Raw genomic sequence first — 15,024 nt, 5'->3', positions numbered from 1 at the left:
CATAAAGGAGTATTTTAATGAGAATAGTAATAACCGGAGGCGGAACCGGAGGCCACATTTATCCGGCACTGGCCCTCGTTAAAGAAATAAAAAGAATAGCGCCTGAGAGTGAATTTTTATATATCGGAACAGAAAAAGGCCTGGAGAGCGATATTGTGCCCCGGGAGGGCATTCCGTTCCAAACCATTGAAATTACCGGATTTAAACGGAAGCTTTCTCTGGATAATGCAAAGACGATCTGGCGGTTTATAAATGGAACATCCAAAGCAAAAAAAATGATTAAAGAGTTTAAAGCAGACATTGTTATCGGTACCGGAGGCTACGTAGCTGGACCGGTCGTATACGCAGGGGCGAAGCTTAACATTCCTTGTATCATCCACGAACAAAACAGTGTTCCCGGGTTAACCAACAAATTTTTGAGCAGGTACGCTGAAAAAGTCGGCATTGCTTTTCAGGAAGCCGCCTCGTTTTTCCCTTCAGAAAAGGTGGAGTTTGTAGGAAATCCCCGGGCATCTGAAGTGGCAAACCATTCCCCGGTAAATCCGCTGGCCTCTCTCGGTCTTCAGCCCGGCCGTAAAACCGTTCTTATTGTAGGCGGCAGCAGAGGGGCAAAACCTATTAACGAAGCATTTCTTGGCTCATTAAAGGAAACCGCCGGCCATGACTGGCAGTATCTGTACGTTACCGGCTCCGTTCATTACGATAATGTGATGGAAAAGGTACAAGAAGCTGGAAACCCGGAGAATGTTTCCATCCAGCCTTTTCTTCATAACATGCCGGACGTGCTTCATCACGTGGACCTGATTGTCACAAGAGCAGGGGCTACCACAATCGCAGAGATTACAGCGCTCGGTGTGCCCGCCGTTTTAATCCCAAGCCCTTACGTCACGAACAACCATCAGGAAAAGAATGCGCTCGCCCTCGAAGTGAATGGGGCTGCTGTTCTTCGTAAAGAAAAAGATGTAACAAGTGAAGTGCTTATGCAGGACATACAATCCATCTTGTCAGAAGAAAACAAATGGAAAGAGATGAAAGAAGCCTCACTCAGCCTGGGTGTGCCTGATGCATCCAGCCGCTTATACAAACTAATGGATTCATTAATAAAGTCAAATAAATAGAGAAAGGAGCACTTCCATGAAAGAGGTATTGCAGCGTCTTAAAGACGAACAGGTAGGCTATGTAGCCGAAGACGAGCCATTATCCAAGCATACTACCTGGAAAATAGGCGGACCGGCGGATTTATTTATCGAGCCGGATTCCGTAGAAGGGCTGGTAACAGCTCTGGAAGAAATTAAAGAACAAAAGCTTCCCTGGCGCGCTATTGGAAGAGGATCCAACCTTTTAGTTGATGATAAAGGGATCGAAGGTGCGGTTATTAAACTGGGCAACCGCCTCAGCGGCATGGAGCTGGAAGAGGAAACCGGCATACTAACTGTCGATGCAGGCTATTCATTAATTAAGCTGGCAACCATTATTAGCAAAAAAGGATTTTCCGGATTTGAATTCGCGGGAGGAATTCCAGGAACAATAGGGGGAGCTGTCTTTATGAATGCCGGCGCCCACGGCACAGAAATTGCGGATGTTCTTGTAAAAGCAAGAGTGCTGTATCCGGATGGAAGGCTCGAATGGATAGATACAGAAAATATGGGATTTTCTTATCGCACATCGAGACTTCAGAAGGAAAAGGGTATCTGCGTACAGGCTGTTTTTCAGCTCAAAGAAGGAATAAAAGAAGACATTGTAGCAGAAATGCAAAAACATAAAAGCTACAGGAGAGAAACACAGCCATGGAATCTGCCGTGTGCAGGAAGTGTGTTCCGAAACCCCCTTCCCCATCACGCCGGGCAGCTGGTTGAATCCTCCGGCCTGAAAGGGTATGTACATGGCGGAGCGCAGATTTCAGAACTCCACGGAAATTTCATTGTAAATACCGGAGAGGCTAAAGCGGAAGATGTACTCGCTATTGTCGAACATGTAAAGCATACTGTATGGGAAAAATATCAGGTAGTAATGAATACAGAAGTAGAAATTGTGAAAAGACGCGGGTGATGCGTTTTTTCACGATTTCTTTACATAGTATCCGGGGCAGGATTGGAGGTTGAAAAAGGTGTCTGATAAGAAAGTAGTGCCGATTGAAGAACGGATTCCCACCTTGCAGGAGCAGAGAAGAAAGCGTTCGAACAGGCGTTTTGTAATATATCTTTCCATCTTTTTGATCTTAATTGGTCTGGTTATTTATTTCCAGTCTCCATTGAGCAATATACGCGCTGTGGAAGTAGAAGGAAATCAAATTGCAGAAAAAAACGTCATCATTGAAACAAGCGGCATCGTCACTGGAGAAAACATCTGGTCCGTCGACCGGGGGAGCGCGGAAGCAGAGATAGAAGAGCTGGAAGAAGTCCAGGAAGCCTCCATCAGCCGTTCTCTTCCCGGCAGAGTAGTCATTGATATTACAGAGCAGGAACGAGTCGGCTATGTGATGTCAGAAGGCACGTTTATCCCTGTATTAACAACAGGAGCTGTACTGCGTAATAAACCTTCCGAACAGATTCCAAGCGATGCCCCGCTTCTGCACGGGTTCTCTGATGAAGAAAAGCTCGAACGCTTTTCAAAAGAAATGAGTAAGGCAGGAGACGGTATTAGAAACAGTATCTCGGAAGTAATTTTTTCGCCGACAGAAGAAGATCCCAATGAACTAAAGCTTTATATGAACGACGGCATTGAAGTAGAAAGCACGATTCCGGGATTTGCTGAACACATGGCATCTTATCCCTCTGTTTCTGCGGAGGTCGACCGCAGCGTCCCGGGTGTTCTGCATATGAAGCTGACACCGTATTTTGAAAGCGATGAAGAGGCTGAAGAAGAAAGCGGAACCGGAGAGGAAGATCTCCCGGCAGAAGAAGGCGGAAACGACGGGGCTCCGGAGGAAGCGGCTGCAGAAGAAGCCGGAGAAGCAGCAGAATCTTCTGAAGAAGAAGTTCCGGCTGAGGACCCTGTAGAAGTTGAGACGGATGAAGTTCCGGCCGAAGAAACCGAAGAATCTGCTGATGAGAACGGCGATATTTCGGAAACAGCACCGGAAAATGAAGAATCCACCCCGGTTAATGAAGAATAACAGTGAATTTAATTCAACGTGCTCTTTTCTGCTGAGCATAATTCATGTAAACTAGACGTTATAAGTGTAAATAACCTTTCCATTCTATAGTAAAAAGTGATCTCATTAAAAAAAGTAAATAATTTTCTGTTAAGATACCACAACAGCGTGTTGCTCATGTAATATAAATAGAGTAAACAACTCGGAATCTAAAACAGAGACTTGGGTGTTAGCATAGGAGGTGCCGACTAGTGAATAATGAAGATATTTATGTAAGTTTAGATATTGGTACATCTGCCGTTAAAGTAATTATTGGGGAGATGTCAGGCAAATCTTTACAGGTGATCGGTGTAGGAACCGCACCTTCCAGAGGAATGAAGCGAGGAGCTATTGTCGATATAGATGAAACAGTTCATTCTATTAGAGAAGCGATTCAAAAAGCAGAGCGCATGGTAGGCCTTTCTATTACCCGCGTTATTCTCGGAGTGAACGGCAATCATATTGAAATGAAACCATGCAGCGGAGTAGTGGCTGTATCGAGCTCTGACCGTGAAATCCGCGATGAAGATATAGACCGGGTTATGGATGCAGCTCAGGTCCTCTCCATTCCTCCTGAAAGAGAAATTGTAGATACGATCCCGACACAGTTCATTGTAGATGGATTAGAGGGAATCACAGATCCACGGGGAATGATGGGTGTACGCCTCGAAGTGGAAGCTACGCTTATTACCGGTGCCAAAACAACTTTACATAACCTGCTGCGTTGTGTAGAAAGAGCGGGACTGGAAATAGAAGCGCTGTGTCTTCAGCCTTTAGCAGCCGGTGATTTTGCTCTTTCCAAAGATGAAAAAACGCTTGGTGTGGCCATGGTTGATATCGGTGGCGGGTCTACCACCATTTCTGTATTCAAAGATGGCATGATGCAGGCTCTGCGTGTGCTGTCTATTGGCGGGGATCATATTACTAATGATATTTCTGTCGGCCTGCGTACCACTTCAGAAGAAGCGGAGCGCATTAAACGGCATCATGGCTATGCATTTATTGACGATGCTTCCGAAGATGTAACATTCAGCATGAATACGATGGGAAATGACCATTCTGAAGATTATTCCCAATATGAAATTGCACAGATTATCGAGCCAAGGCTGGAAGAGATTTTTGAGCTTGTGCATGAAGAAATTTACCGTATGGGCTATTCCGACCTGCCCGGCGGATATATCTTTACAGGCGGCTCTGTAATGATACCGGGAACGCTTGATCTCGCAGAGGATGTCCTGCGCCAAAACGTACGCATGACAGTACCTGACTATATCGGCGTCAGAGAGCCTATTTATACAACTGCGATTGGTCTTATTGAATTTGCCCATGAACATGTTAAAATTCAAGATAAGGAAATGGCGGTCACATCTTCTTCGGAAGAGCAGTCTTTTCAGGCAGCGCCTCTTCCGCCGGCAGATGCAAAGCCTAAGAAAGACCGTAAAGAACTCAGGGAACAGCGCGAAAAAGAAAATCAATCTAATCAGTCTGATCAGCCTACAGTAAAAAGCAAAGTGAAGAATTTCTTCAAAGTGTTTTTTGAATAAAAGAACGGGTCAGAATTGATAAACTAGGAGGATCATTGATGTTAGAATTTGAAATGGATATGGACCAGCTCGCACAGATTAAGGTTATCGGAGTAGGGGGCGGCGGTTCCAATGCGGTTAACCGCATGATTGAAAACGGACTACAGGGTGTAGAGTTTATTTCTGTTAACACAGACGCCCAGGCACTTCAGCTCTCCCAGGCTGAAACAAAGCTTCAGCTTGGCGGAAAGCTTACCCGCGGTCTTGGAGCAGGAGCTAATCCTGAGATCGGTAAAAAAGCTGCTGAGGAAAGCAAAGAGCAGATCGAAGAGGCGCTTATGGGTGCTGATATGGTATTTATCACTGCAGGTATGGGAGGCGGTACAGGAACAGGTGCTGCTCCCGTTATCGCAGAAATTGCTAAAGAAATCGGCGCCCTTACAGTAGGCGTTGTAACACGTCCGTTTACATTCGAAGGCAGAAAGCGTTCCAGCCAGGCAGCAAACGGAATTATATCTTTAAAAGAGAAAGTAGATACATTGATTGTCATTCCAAACGATCGTCTGCTTGAAATTGTAGACAAGAGCACGCCGATGCTTGAAGCATTCCAGGAAGCTGATAACGTACTCCGCCAGGGTGTACAGGGTATCTCTGACTTAATCGCAGTACCGGGACTGATTAACCTGGACTTTGCCGACGTTAAAACAATTATGAGTGAAAAAGGTTCTGCTCTCATGGGAATCGGTATTGCTACCGGCGAAAACCGGGCAGCTGAAGCCGCTAAAAAAGCAATTTCAAGCCCGCTTCTTGAAACGTCTGTTAATGGGGCACAGGGTGTTCTCATGAATATTACAGGCGGAGCGAACTTAAGCCTGTTTGAAGTACATGAAGCAGCAGAAATTGTTTCTGAAGCCTCTGATCTTGAAGTTAATATGATCTTCGGTTCGGTTATTAACGAAAACCTTCAGGACGAAATAGTTGTAACGGTTATTGCTACAGGGTTTGAAGATAATGAAGATAAACGTGCACGGGTGAATCCAAGAGGACAGAGCCAGCAGCCGAGTGCTTCTCCAAGAAGAAGCCAGCAGTACAGCCAGCCGGCTCCAGCGAGAAGCCGTCAGACTCCGCCGCCGGGTGCCGGACGTGATGACGAGTATACAGAGCAGCCAAGAGAAAGAGAATCTCATTCTCCAGCTGAAGAAGAATCAGATGCACTTGATATTCCGGCATTCCTTAGAAACCGCCGTAAGAAAAAATAAATTCTTAAGCCGGACGTGTTCAACGCGTCCGGCTTTTTTCAAGAATGGCTTATTAAAAAGGAGAATTATACATGTCAGCCAGCAGGGAACCTTTTACACAATCCGCGAGCTCGTTTTTGACCCTTACTTCCCCTTCGTTTTCGGCACCGGGAAATATAACAGCCGGATTTACGATAAGATCCGGCGGTCACAGCCCGGCTCCTTTTTCGAGCAATAATATGGCCTTTCACGTTGGAGACGAAGCTGATAACGTTGTCGAAAACCGAAAAATGGTCGCGGCTGAGGCGGGCAGGCCGCTTTCCACATGGACAGCAGCCGAGCAGGTGCACAAAGCAGACATTATACATGCTGTCAGGGATGACGCCGGAAAAGGGGCTTTGACGCGAGAAAGCCGGGTAGGCGAAGCAGATGGCATGTATACCAGCTCTGCCGATGTAACGCTGGTGAGCTTCTATGCAGACTGTGTGCCATTATATTTTCACGCACCGCGCAGCGGGCTGGTCGGACTGGCCCATGCAGGCTGGAAAGGAACCGCTCTAAATATAGGAGCGCGGATGATTGAAACTTGGGAAAAAGAAGAAGGTATCGCTCCGGAAAAAATATACGCTGTGATCGGTCCTTGTATTTCACAGCAGCATTATGAAGTGGATGACACCGTTATAAATGCAATGAAACAGGTACTGGGTTCTTCAGCTGCCGCGCCCTGGACTAAGAACAGCAGCGGGGGGTATCAGCTGGATATGAAAGCAGTGAACCGTCTGCTTCTAGAACAGGCGGGGATACCTGCAGCGCAAATTGAAGCTACTTCCTATTGTTCATTTGAGCAGGAGCAGTTATTTTTTTCACACCGCCGGGATAAAGGTAAGAGCGGGCGGATGATGAGCTTTATCGGTAAAAATGCAGATTAGAAAGGGGAACAGCACGTTGGGAGATGTAGAGGAAAATCTGGCAGGCATTAAACAGACAGTCGCAGAAGCATGCAGCAGAGCCGGACGCCGGGAAGATGAGGTTCATATTATCGCTGTAACAAAATATGTGTCGATGGAAACAGCCGAACGTGCTATTGAAGCAGGAATTTCCCATCTTGGAGAGAATAGGATAGAAGGGGCACTGGATAAATGGGAAAAGCTTCAGGATAAAGCATCTTTTCATTTTATCGGTCAGCTTCAATCCAAAAAAGCGAAAAAAATTATCGGCAAATATGAATATATTCACTCATTGGATCGTATGTCATTAGCAGAAGAGCTGGAAAAAAGGCTGGAGGATGGAAATAAAGTAAAATGCTTTGTGCAGGTAAACGTGTCCGGTGAAGCTTCCAAAGCAGGCCTGGATGCTGCAGAAGTCATTCCGTTTATCCAACGTCTTGAAGGCTTTTCTGCTATTGAAGTGGTAGGACTGATGACAATGGCACCGTATGAAGAAGAACCGGAAAAAACAAGGGGCTTGTTCCGTGAGCTGAGAGAGCTGAGAGATCGTGTGCGGGCGCTCGGCCAGCCGAACGCTCCCTGTGAAGAGCTGTCAATGGGGATGTCCAATGATTATGCTATTGCAATCGAAGAAGGCGCAACGTATATTAGACTTGGAACAAGTCTTGTAGGTAATGAAACGAACGCCTGAGAGGCATCATACTATTAAAGGCAGGAGGAAAATCCATGGGTTTCAAAAAAAACTTTAAGCGTTTTTTTGAATTAGAAGACGGCACGGTCGAGGACAGGGACCCGCTTATAAAATACGAAGAGGATCCGGTTCCCGATCCGGCACCGCCTGCAAAAGAAAAGTCCAATGTTGTCAGTCTGCAAAGTCTTCAGCAATCAGCAAAAATGATATTGGTCGAGCCCAGAACCTATGAAGAGGCACAGGATATTGCAGATCATTTAAAAAATAGAAAATCTGTTATTATTAATTTGCAGCGCCTTCAGCACGACCAGGCAAAGCGGATTGTTGATTTTCTCAGCGGCACTGTTTATGCTATAGGCGGAGACATTCAAAAAGTCGGTGAAAATATATTTTTATGCACTCCGGACAATATTGATGTATCCGGTGCCATTTCCGAAGCACTGTATGAACACAATCAGGAACAACCTTAAAGGAGAGAAATAATGGCGCAAATTGGAGCAATTTTAGCTGCAGGAATGCAGATCTATTCATTTATCGTACTCGCTTATATTCTTATGTCTTGGTTTCCCAATGCCAGGGAAACATCCATCGGCCAGTTTATCGGATCCATCGTGGAACCTTTTCTCGAGCCGTTCCGACGCGTGATTCCACCGCTTGGTATGTTTGATATTTCTCCACTAGTGGCTCTGCTCGTATTAAATATGGCAAGCCGCGGCGTTGCTGCGTTATTTATGTAAAAGGAGCATCTATGGACTATTCTGAGCATTTTCGAAAAGAAGAACACCCCTTCATCGAGCAGGTGAGGGATTGGAAGCAGGCAGTAGAAACGTATTATGAAACCAAGCTGACAGATTTTCTCGATCCGCGCGAACAGGACCTGCTCGCGATGATCATCGGTAAAGATGAAACCGTACGTTTTCAGTTTCATGGAGGAGCCAATGGGGCTGAACGAAGAAGAGCCTGTATCTATCCTTTTTATGAAGAAATAACAGAAGAGTCGTTTCATTTAGCTTTATACGAACTTTCCTATCCCGCCAAGTTTGTAACCCTCCGCCACCCCGATATACTGGGGACGTTGACGGGTCTTGGCATTAAAAGAGAAAAATATGGGGATATTATAGCCGGTGAAGGGTTTTTTCACTGTGTGGTAAGCGAAGAAGTCAGCCTGTACCTGGAAATGAACTTGACTAAAGCCGGTAATGCACCGGTGCAGGTCGAGAGAAAGCCGCTGCAGGATGCTTTGGAAGCAGAGGAAAGCTGGGAGGAAGTAAGCTCCACGATTACTTCTTTCCGGCTTGATGTCCTTATTGCTGAAATGTACGGCGTTTCCAGAAGCAAAGCGCTCCCTTATATTGAAAAAGAAAAGGTAAAAGTGAACTGGAAGACCATTACCCAGCCGGCTTACCAGGTTGCCCCCGGCGATTATGTGTCCGTGCGGGGCATGGGACGGCGGAAAATTTTAAGTAATGAAGGATTAACGAAAAAAGGACGTTACCGTTTACAGTACGGAAAAAAGAAAGACCAATAAACAACAGCAGAGGTGAAGCCAGTGCCAATTACTCCTTTAGATATCCATAATAAAGAGTTTACAAAAGGATTCCGCGGCTATGATGAAGATGAGGTTAATGAGTTTTTGGATCAGGTAATTAAAGATTTTGAAGCTGCTATCCGTGAAAAAAACGAATGGCAGACAAAAGCAGAAGATCTGGAAGAACGTGTAGAACACTTCTCAGCTATTGAAGATACGCTGAATAAGTCGATTATGGTTTCCCAGGAAACGGCAGAAGAAGTAAGAAAAAGCTCCAATAAAGAATCCCAGCTGATTATTCAGGAAGCGGAGAAAAACGCTGATCGTCTGATTAACGACGCATTAAGCCGTACAAAGAAAATGGAATTGGAAATGCAGGAGTTAAAAAAGCAGGCCAGCGTCTACCGGATGAGGTTTAAAATGCTTGTCGAAGCCCAGATGAATCTCTTACATAGCGAAGAATGGGAAGATATTGCGAAGGAAACGCCTGCAGCAGAGACGGATCGAAATATTGACTAACCGGATTTTCTGAATTATACTTTCTACACAACATATTAAAAAACGAAGACAGGGACATACTTTATCGTACGCCGTCTGAACAGCGAGCTGTGACATGGTGAAAGCACAGTACAATGGCAGGTAAAGACATCACCCTGTAGTTCCGATACTGAAATAAAAGTAGGTACCGGCGGTTGTTTACCGTTATACAAACCCAAAGTGGCTGTGTTTTTTCAGCTATTAGGGTGGTACCGCGAGCCTTCTCGTCCCTATCGGATCGAGAGGGCTTTTTTGTGTGTCTGGATGATGTATCCGTATATTGAAACTTTTAAAAAGAGCTTACAAGTAAATGAATGGGGGAAATAAAATGAGTTACAAAGAAACACTTCTCATGCCGAAAACGGCGTTTCCAATGCGCGGCAATCTGCCGAACCGGGAGCCGGAAAGACAAAAAGAATGGGAAAGCGAAGATATGTACCAAAAAGTACAGGAACGCACAGCCGGACGTCCGCTGTTTGTGCTCCATGATGGACCGCCGTATGCCAACGGAGATATCCATATGGGTCATGCCCTGAATAAAGTATTAAAGGATTTCATCGTCCGCTACAAATCCATGTCCGGGTTTCATGCACCGTATGTGCCGGGCTGGGATACCCACGGTCTTCCGATTGAAACGGCATTAACAAAAAACAAAAAAGTAAACCGGAAGAAAATGTCGGTGGCAGAATTCCGCCAGGCCTGTGAAGACTACGCGTTAAAGCAGGTGGACCGCCAGCGCGAGCAGTTTAAAAGACTCGGCGTGCGCGGAGACTGGGATAACCCGTATATTACGCTCACTAATGACTACGAAGCCCAGCAGATTAAAGTATTTGGAGAAATGGCCAAGCGTGGGTATATCTATAAAGGCAAAAAGCCGGTCTATTGGTCACCTTCTTCCGAATCAGCTCTGGCCGAAGCGGAAATTGAATACCATGATAAAAAATCACCATCTATTTATGTCACGTTTGATGTAAAAGACGGCAAAAATATTCTGGACGGGGACGAAAAATTTCTTATCTGGACCACGACTCCCTGGACAATCCCGGCAAACCTTGCGATTGCCGTTCATCCGGAGCTGACGTATGTATCGGTCAGGCACAATGATAAAAAATATATCGTGGCAGAAGGCCTGCTGGAGCAGCTGAAAACCGAACTGGAATGGGAAGAAGCCGAAACGCTCCGCACGTTTAAAGGAGAAGAGCTTGAGCATGTAATGACAAGCCACCCTATTTATGGAAGGGACTCTCTTGTTATTCTGGGCGATCATGTAACGCTGGATGCTGGTACAGGCTGTGTCCATACAGCGCCCGGACACGGGGAGGATGACTATGTAGTAGGTCAGCAGTATGGCCTGGAAGTTCTCTGTCCAGTAGATGATAAAGGGTATTTCACGGATGAGGCGCCCGGTTTTGAAGGACTTTTCTATGATGAAGCAAACAAGCAGATCACTCAAAAGCTTGAGGAATTAAATGCGCTGGAAAAACTGCAGTTTATCAAGCACTCCTATCCGCATGACTGGCGTACGAAAAAACCGGTTATTTTCCGGGCTACTGCTCAGTGGTTCGCTTCCATTAAAGACTTTAGGGAACAACTGCTCGAAGAAGTAAAAAATGTAACGTGGCTTCCTGAGTGGGGAGAAACAAGACTATTTAATATGGTTCGTGACCGCGGGGACTGGTGTATTTCCAGACAGCGGGCGTGGGGCGTTCCAATTCCCGTGTTTTACGGAGAAGATGGTGTGGAAATTGTGACAGACGAAACGATTTCCCACGTATCGGATTTATTTAGAAAGCATGGTTCCAACATCTGGTTTGAATGGGACACAAAAGACCTTCTGCCCGAAGGATATCAGTCCGAACAGAGCCCGAACGGCACGTTTACGAGAGAAACAGATATTATGGACGTATGGTTTGACAGCGGCTCCTCCCACCAGGCGGTGCTCGAAGAGCGGGAAGAACTGCAGCGTCCGGCCGATGTTTATCTTGAAGGTTCCGATCAATATAGAGGCTGGTTCAACTCCTCGCTTTCCACAAGCGTTGCTGTAACTGGTAAATCACCTTATAAAGCAGTAATCAGCCACGGATTTGCGTTAGACGGAAAAGGCCATAAAATGAGTAAGTCGATCGGCAACACCGTTATTCCAAATGACGTCATGAAGCAGCTCGGTGCTGACATTCTTCGTCTTTGGGTATCAAGCGTAGATTATCAGGCAGATGTGCGTATTTCCGACGATATTCTAAAGCAGGTAGCCGAGGTGTACCGCAAAATCAGAAATACGTTCCGCTTTATGCTCGGTAACCTGAATGACTTTAATCCTGCAGAGGACCGCGTAGCTGTAGATGACCTTCCTGAGCTCGATTTGTTTATGCATGTGAAGCTTCAGGACCTTATTGCTAAAGTAACAAAGGGCTATGAAGAGTACCAGTTTGCAGCGGTTTACCATGCTATTCATAACTACTGCACGGTAGAGCTCAGCTCCTTTTATATGGACAGTGCGAAGGATACTCTGTATATTGAAGCGGCCGACAGCAAAAAGCGCCGGGCCATTCAGACGGTTATTTATGACACGCTTCTTGCCCTGACTCGTCTTGCTGCACCAATTATTCCACATACGGCAGAGGAAGCATGGACCTACATTCCGGAAACATCCGCAGAAAGCGTCCACTTAACGGACATGCCGGAAGCGTTAAGTACAGAAAGCTATCAGGCGTTAAAGAAAAAATGGAATACAATGATGGACGTGCGTGATGACGTGTTAAAAACGCTCGAGCAGGCACGAGCCGAAAAGCTTATTGGCAAATCGTTAACAGCATCCATTAAGCTGTATCCTGTACCGGAGCTGAAATCACTTCTGGAAGATACGGACGATCTCGAAAAGTTATTTATCGTTTCCAAAGCAGAAATTGCTGGGGAAAAGGAAGAGGCGCCGCCGGAAGCTGATGTATATCAGTCTCTTGCTATTACGGTTCAGGCAGCAGACGGCGACACATGTGAGCGCTGCTGGACGGTTTCAGAAACGGTAGGGGAAGATAAAGACCACCCTACACTTTGCAGCAAATGCAGCACGATTGTTAAAGAACATTATTCGGAAGTATAATAAAAAGAGCTTCTCTCCTCATGGAGGGAAGCTCTTTTAAAGTAGATCCCGATGAAGCTTCTTTTCTAACGGGCGCTGTTATGCTAAAATGCATAAGTACGTACAACTTAAGATAAGCCGGAGGAAAACCAGATGATGATATTTTATTATTTGCTGGCATTGTTTATTATTGCTTTGGACCAGCTGACAAAATATGCAGTCGTTATTTATATGGATATAGGAGAAAGCATTGAGCTGATCCCGGACTTTTTATACCTTACTTCCCATAGGAATGAAGGAGCCGCCTTTGGCATTCTCCAGGGGCAGATGTGGTTCTTTTATATTATTACCGTAGTAGTGGTTGCAGCGATTATTTATCACCTGCATAAATACGGGAAAAACAGTATTATGATCGGTCTGCCGCTTGTCCTCATACTGGGGGGAGCGCTTGGCAATTTCATTGACCGGGTGTTGTTTGGAGCGGTCGTGGATTTCGTGGATACGTATTTCTGGGGGTACAGCTATCCTATCTTTAACGTAGCGGATTCTGCTTTAGTCGTAGGCGTAGGATTATTAATTATAAAAATGATGAGTGACGAATGGAAAGAAAAGAGGAAAAGCAAACATGGAAGTAATGCAGTGGATCATAACAACGGATGAAGAAGGTTCAAGAATCGATCAATTTGTAACAAAACAGGGGGAAGACTGGTCCCGGTCCATGGTACAGCAGTGGATTAAAGAAGGTCAGGTGCTCGTTAATAACAAAACGGTAAAAAGCAACTACAAACTAAACGCGGAAGATGAAGTCGAAGTCAGCGTGCCGGAAGCGGTAGAACCGGACATCCTGCCGGAGAATATTCCACTGCAGGTTGTTTATGAAGACGCAGACGTTATCGTTATAAACAAAGAACGGGGTATAGTCGTTCACCCTGCACCGGGGCATTACAGCGGAACGCTTGTGAATGCTCTTATGTATCACTGTAATGACCTTTCCGGTATTAACGGCGAAAAGCGTCCGGGTATTGTTCATCGTATTGATAAAGATACGACGGGGCTGCTGGTGGCTGCCAAGCACGATAAAGCACATGAGCAGCTGAGCCGTCAGCTTCAGGATAAATCCATGAAGCGCGAATACGCAGCGATTGTGCACGGCGTGGTTGAGCATGACAAAGGCACCATTGATGCGCCGATCGGCCGTGACGAAAGAGACCGTCAGAAAATGAAGGTAACCCAGCGCAATGCGAAGGACGCAGTCACCCATTTTGACGTGCTTGAGCGCTTTGCCCATTACACGTACATTCATTGTGAACTGGAAACGGGAAGAACCCACCAGATTCGTGTTCACATGAAATATATTAACCACGTCATTGCGGGAGACCCGAAGTACGGCAAGAAAAACACGCTGCCGATCGACGGCCAGGCTCTTCATGCCCATACGCTCTCTTTCATCCACCCGATGACGCAGGAACGGATGACGTTTAAAGCGCCGCTGCCGGAAGAAATGGAGTCGCTCCTGGAAAGTCTTCGAAAAATTACTTGACCCGGACAGTCACTGTTTGTCATAATAACAACAGACCAACAATCGAATAGCCATTCCTTTAACGACAGTCCCGTGAGGCTGAGAAGGACTTTGCCCTGCATAACAGCTTTCCTGTGAGAAGACTGTTTTGTTATGACGCAGTACATCCATCCTCTCATCCCACCGGACGAGGGGATTTTTTTTGTACGCTTTTAACGGGAAACAATACAGGAGGTGCAGGCAGTGGAAACGACAGAACGGGTATTATTGGATGAGCAGGCTGTAAGAAGAGCGCTAACGCGTATTTCGCATGAAATGATTGAAAAAAATAAAGGGATGGACGAATGCATCCTTGTCGGCATCAAAACACGGGGCGCTCATATTGCAAACCGCATTGCTGAGCAGATCGAAAAAATCGAAGGCCGGCCGGTAGCGGTGGGAGAAGTCGATATAACGCTGTACAGGGATGATCTCAGCCACCGCAGCCAGAATGAGGAGCCGGAACTCAAAGGCACCTCCATTCCGCACACGGTTAAAGATAAACGGGTTATTTTAGTCGATGACGTTCTGTATACCGGAAGAACCGTCAGAGCGGCGATGGATGCCGTCATGGACATCGGGCGTCCTTCTCTTATTCAGCTCGCCGTCCTGATTGACCGGGGACATCGTGAGCTTCCGCTCCGTCCGGATTATATCGGCAAAAATGTACCTACATCCAAAGATGAAATTATTGCAGTGAAGCTTAAAGAAAGTGATCAGGCGGACGAAGTAAGCATCCGCCACCAAACTTCATAAAGTACTCTTTAAATCAGTCCAGTGAGACAGATAAGAG

Annotated in this window: 15 protein-coding genes and 1 other annotated feature; all 15 genes read left to right on the top strand. The window is 46.0% G+C overall.

Annotation, left to right across the window (positions count from 1 at the left end; translation table 11 throughout):
- Positions 1-17: 17 nt before the first annotated feature.
- The 15 genes from murG to pyrR all read left to right on the top strand — a co-directional run bounded on the left by murG (position 18) and on the right by pyrR (position 14,987).
- The gene (gene murG / locus ATL39_RS05670; RefSeq protein WP_120192326.1) at positions 18-1,118 is read left to right on the top strand and encodes an undecaprenyldiphospho-muramoylpentapeptide beta-N-acetylglucosaminyltransferase; all 1,101 of its coding nucleotides are present in this window, start codon (positions 18-20) and stop codon (positions 1,116-1,118) included.
- Between the two features lie 16 nt (positions 1,119-1,134).
- Entirely contained in the window at positions 1,135-2,049 is a 915-nt protein-coding gene (murB, locus tag ATL39_RS05665; RefSeq protein ID WP_120192325.1) for a UDP-N-acetylmuramate dehydrogenase, read from the top strand.
- 58 nt (positions 2,050-2,107) lie between these two features.
- Positions 2,108-3,115 carry a cell division protein FtsQ/DivIB gene (locus tag ATL39_RS05660; RefSeq protein ID WP_170146844.1) on the top strand — a complete coding sequence of 336 codons (1,008 nt, stop codon included), beginning with the start codon at positions 2,108-2,110 and terminating at the stop codon, positions 3,113-3,115.
- Positions 3,116-3,345: 230 nt separating this feature from the next.
- Positions 3,346-4,677, top strand: coding sequence for a cell division protein FtsA (gene ftsA, locus ATL39_RS05655; protein ID WP_120192323.1), 1,332 nt, complete (start codon positions 3,346-3,348; stop codon positions 4,675-4,677).
- Positions 4,678-4,715: 38 nt separating this feature from the next.
- Positions 4,716-5,915 carry a cell division protein FtsZ gene (gene ftsZ / locus ATL39_RS05650; protein ID WP_120192322.1) on the top strand — a complete coding sequence of 400 codons (1,200 nt, stop codon included), beginning with the start codon at positions 4,716-4,718 and terminating at the stop codon, positions 5,913-5,915.
- Positions 5,916-5,986: 71 nt separating this feature from the next.
- The gene (pgeF, locus tag ATL39_RS05645; protein ID WP_120192321.1) at positions 5,987-6,823 is read left to right on the top strand and encodes a peptidoglycan editing factor PgeF; all 837 of its coding nucleotides are present in this window, start codon (positions 5,987-5,989) and stop codon (positions 6,821-6,823) included.
- 16 nt (positions 6,824-6,839) lie between these two features.
- On the top strand, positions 6,840-7,532 hold the full coding sequence (locus tag ATL39_RS05640; protein ID WP_245960926.1) for a YggS family pyridoxal phosphate-dependent enzyme: 693 nt from the start codon (positions 6,840-6,842) through the stop codon (positions 7,530-7,532).
- Positions 7,533-7,567: 35 nt separating this feature from the next.
- A complete protein-coding gene (locus tag ATL39_RS05635; RefSeq protein ID WP_120192319.1) occupies positions 7,568-8,002 on the top strand; it encodes a cell division protein SepF in 435 nt (144 codons plus the stop codon).
- 12 nt (positions 8,003-8,014) lie between these two features.
- A complete protein-coding gene (locus ATL39_RS05630) occupies positions 8,015-8,269 on the top strand; it encodes a YggT family protein (RefSeq protein ID WP_120192318.1) in 255 nt (84 codons plus the stop codon).
- Positions 8,270-8,280: 11 nt separating this feature from the next.
- Positions 8,281-9,060, top strand: a complete 780-nt coding sequence (locus ATL39_RS05625; RefSeq protein ID WP_120192317.1) for a YlmH family RNA-binding protein — start codon at positions 8,281-8,283, stop codon at positions 9,058-9,060.
- Between the two features lie 21 nt (positions 9,061-9,081).
- A complete protein-coding gene (locus ATL39_RS05620) occupies positions 9,082-9,579 on the top strand; it encodes a DivIVA domain-containing protein (RefSeq protein WP_120192316.1) in 498 nt (165 codons plus the stop codon).
- A 36-nt stretch (positions 9,580-9,615) separates the two neighbouring features.
- Positions 9,616-9,832: a binding site (T-box leader), on the top strand.
- 93 nt (positions 9,833-9,925) lie between these two features.
- Complete coding sequence (ileS, locus tag ATL39_RS05615) at positions 9,926-12,694, top strand: isoleucine--tRNA ligase (RefSeq protein WP_120192315.1); 2,769 nt, start codon at positions 9,926-9,928, stop codon at positions 12,692-12,694.
- Between the two features lie 138 nt (positions 12,695-12,832).
- On the top strand, positions 12,833-13,333 hold the full coding sequence (gene lspA, locus ATL39_RS05610) for a signal peptidase II (protein WP_120192645.1): 501 nt from the start codon (positions 12,833-12,835) through the stop codon (positions 13,331-13,333).
- Positions 13,299-14,213, top strand: a complete 915-nt coding sequence (locus ATL39_RS05605; protein ID WP_120192314.1) for an RluA family pseudouridine synthase — start codon at positions 13,299-13,301, stop codon at positions 14,211-14,213. The genes lspA and ATL39_RS05605 overlap by 35 nt, the downstream gene beginning before the upstream one ends.
- Positions 14,214-14,435: 222 nt before the next feature.
- Positions 14,436-14,987, top strand: coding sequence for a bifunctional pyr operon transcriptional regulator/uracil phosphoribosyltransferase PyrR (gene pyrR, locus ATL39_RS05600; RefSeq protein ID WP_120192313.1), 552 nt, complete (start codon positions 14,436-14,438; stop codon positions 14,985-14,987).
- The last annotated feature ends 37 nt before the right edge of the window (positions 14,988-15,024 follow it).

The organism is Sinobaca qinghaiensis, from assembly GCF_003610495.1.
GTDB classification, from domain to species: domain Bacteria; phylum Bacillota; class Bacilli; order Bacillales; family Marinococcaceae; genus Sinobaca; species Sinobaca qinghaiensis.
The sequence above is the reverse complement of the archived record's forward strand: the minus strand, read 5'-3'. Positions and strand labels throughout refer to the sequence as shown.

Bases quoted from the DNA above. Each gene is read 5' to 3' on its own strand.
- murG (WP_120192326.1), top strand. From the start codon at position 18: ATGAGAATAGTAATAACCGGAGGCGGAACCGGAGGCCACATTTATCCG.
- murB (WP_120192325.1), top strand. From the start codon at position 1,135: ATGAAAGAGGTATTGCAGCGTCTTAAAGACGAACAGGTAGGCTATGTA.
- ftsZ (WP_120192322.1), top strand. From the start codon at position 4,716: ATGTTAGAATTTGAAATGGATATGGACCAGCTCGCACAGATTAAGGTT.
- pgeF (WP_120192321.1), top strand. From the start codon at position 5,987: ATGTCAGCCAGCAGGGAACCTTTTACACAATCCGCGAGCTCGTTTTTG.
- ATL39_RS05635 (WP_120192319.1), top strand. From the start codon at position 7,568: ATGGGTTTCAAAAAAAACTTTAAGCGTTTTTTTGAATTAGAAGACGGC.
- ATL39_RS05630 (WP_120192318.1), top strand. From the start codon at position 8,015: ATGGCGCAAATTGGAGCAATTTTAGCTGCAGGAATGCAGATCTATTCA.
- ATL39_RS05625 (WP_120192317.1), top strand. From the start codon at position 8,281: ATGGACTATTCTGAGCATTTTCGAAAAGAAGAACACCCCTTCATCGAG.
- ileS (WP_120192315.1), top strand. From the start codon at position 9,926: ATGAGTTACAAAGAAACACTTCTCATGCCGAAAACGGCGTTTCCAATG.
- ATL39_RS05605 (WP_120192314.1), top strand. From the start codon at position 13,299: ATGGAAGTAATGCAGTGGATCATAACAACGGATGAAGAAGGTTCAAGA.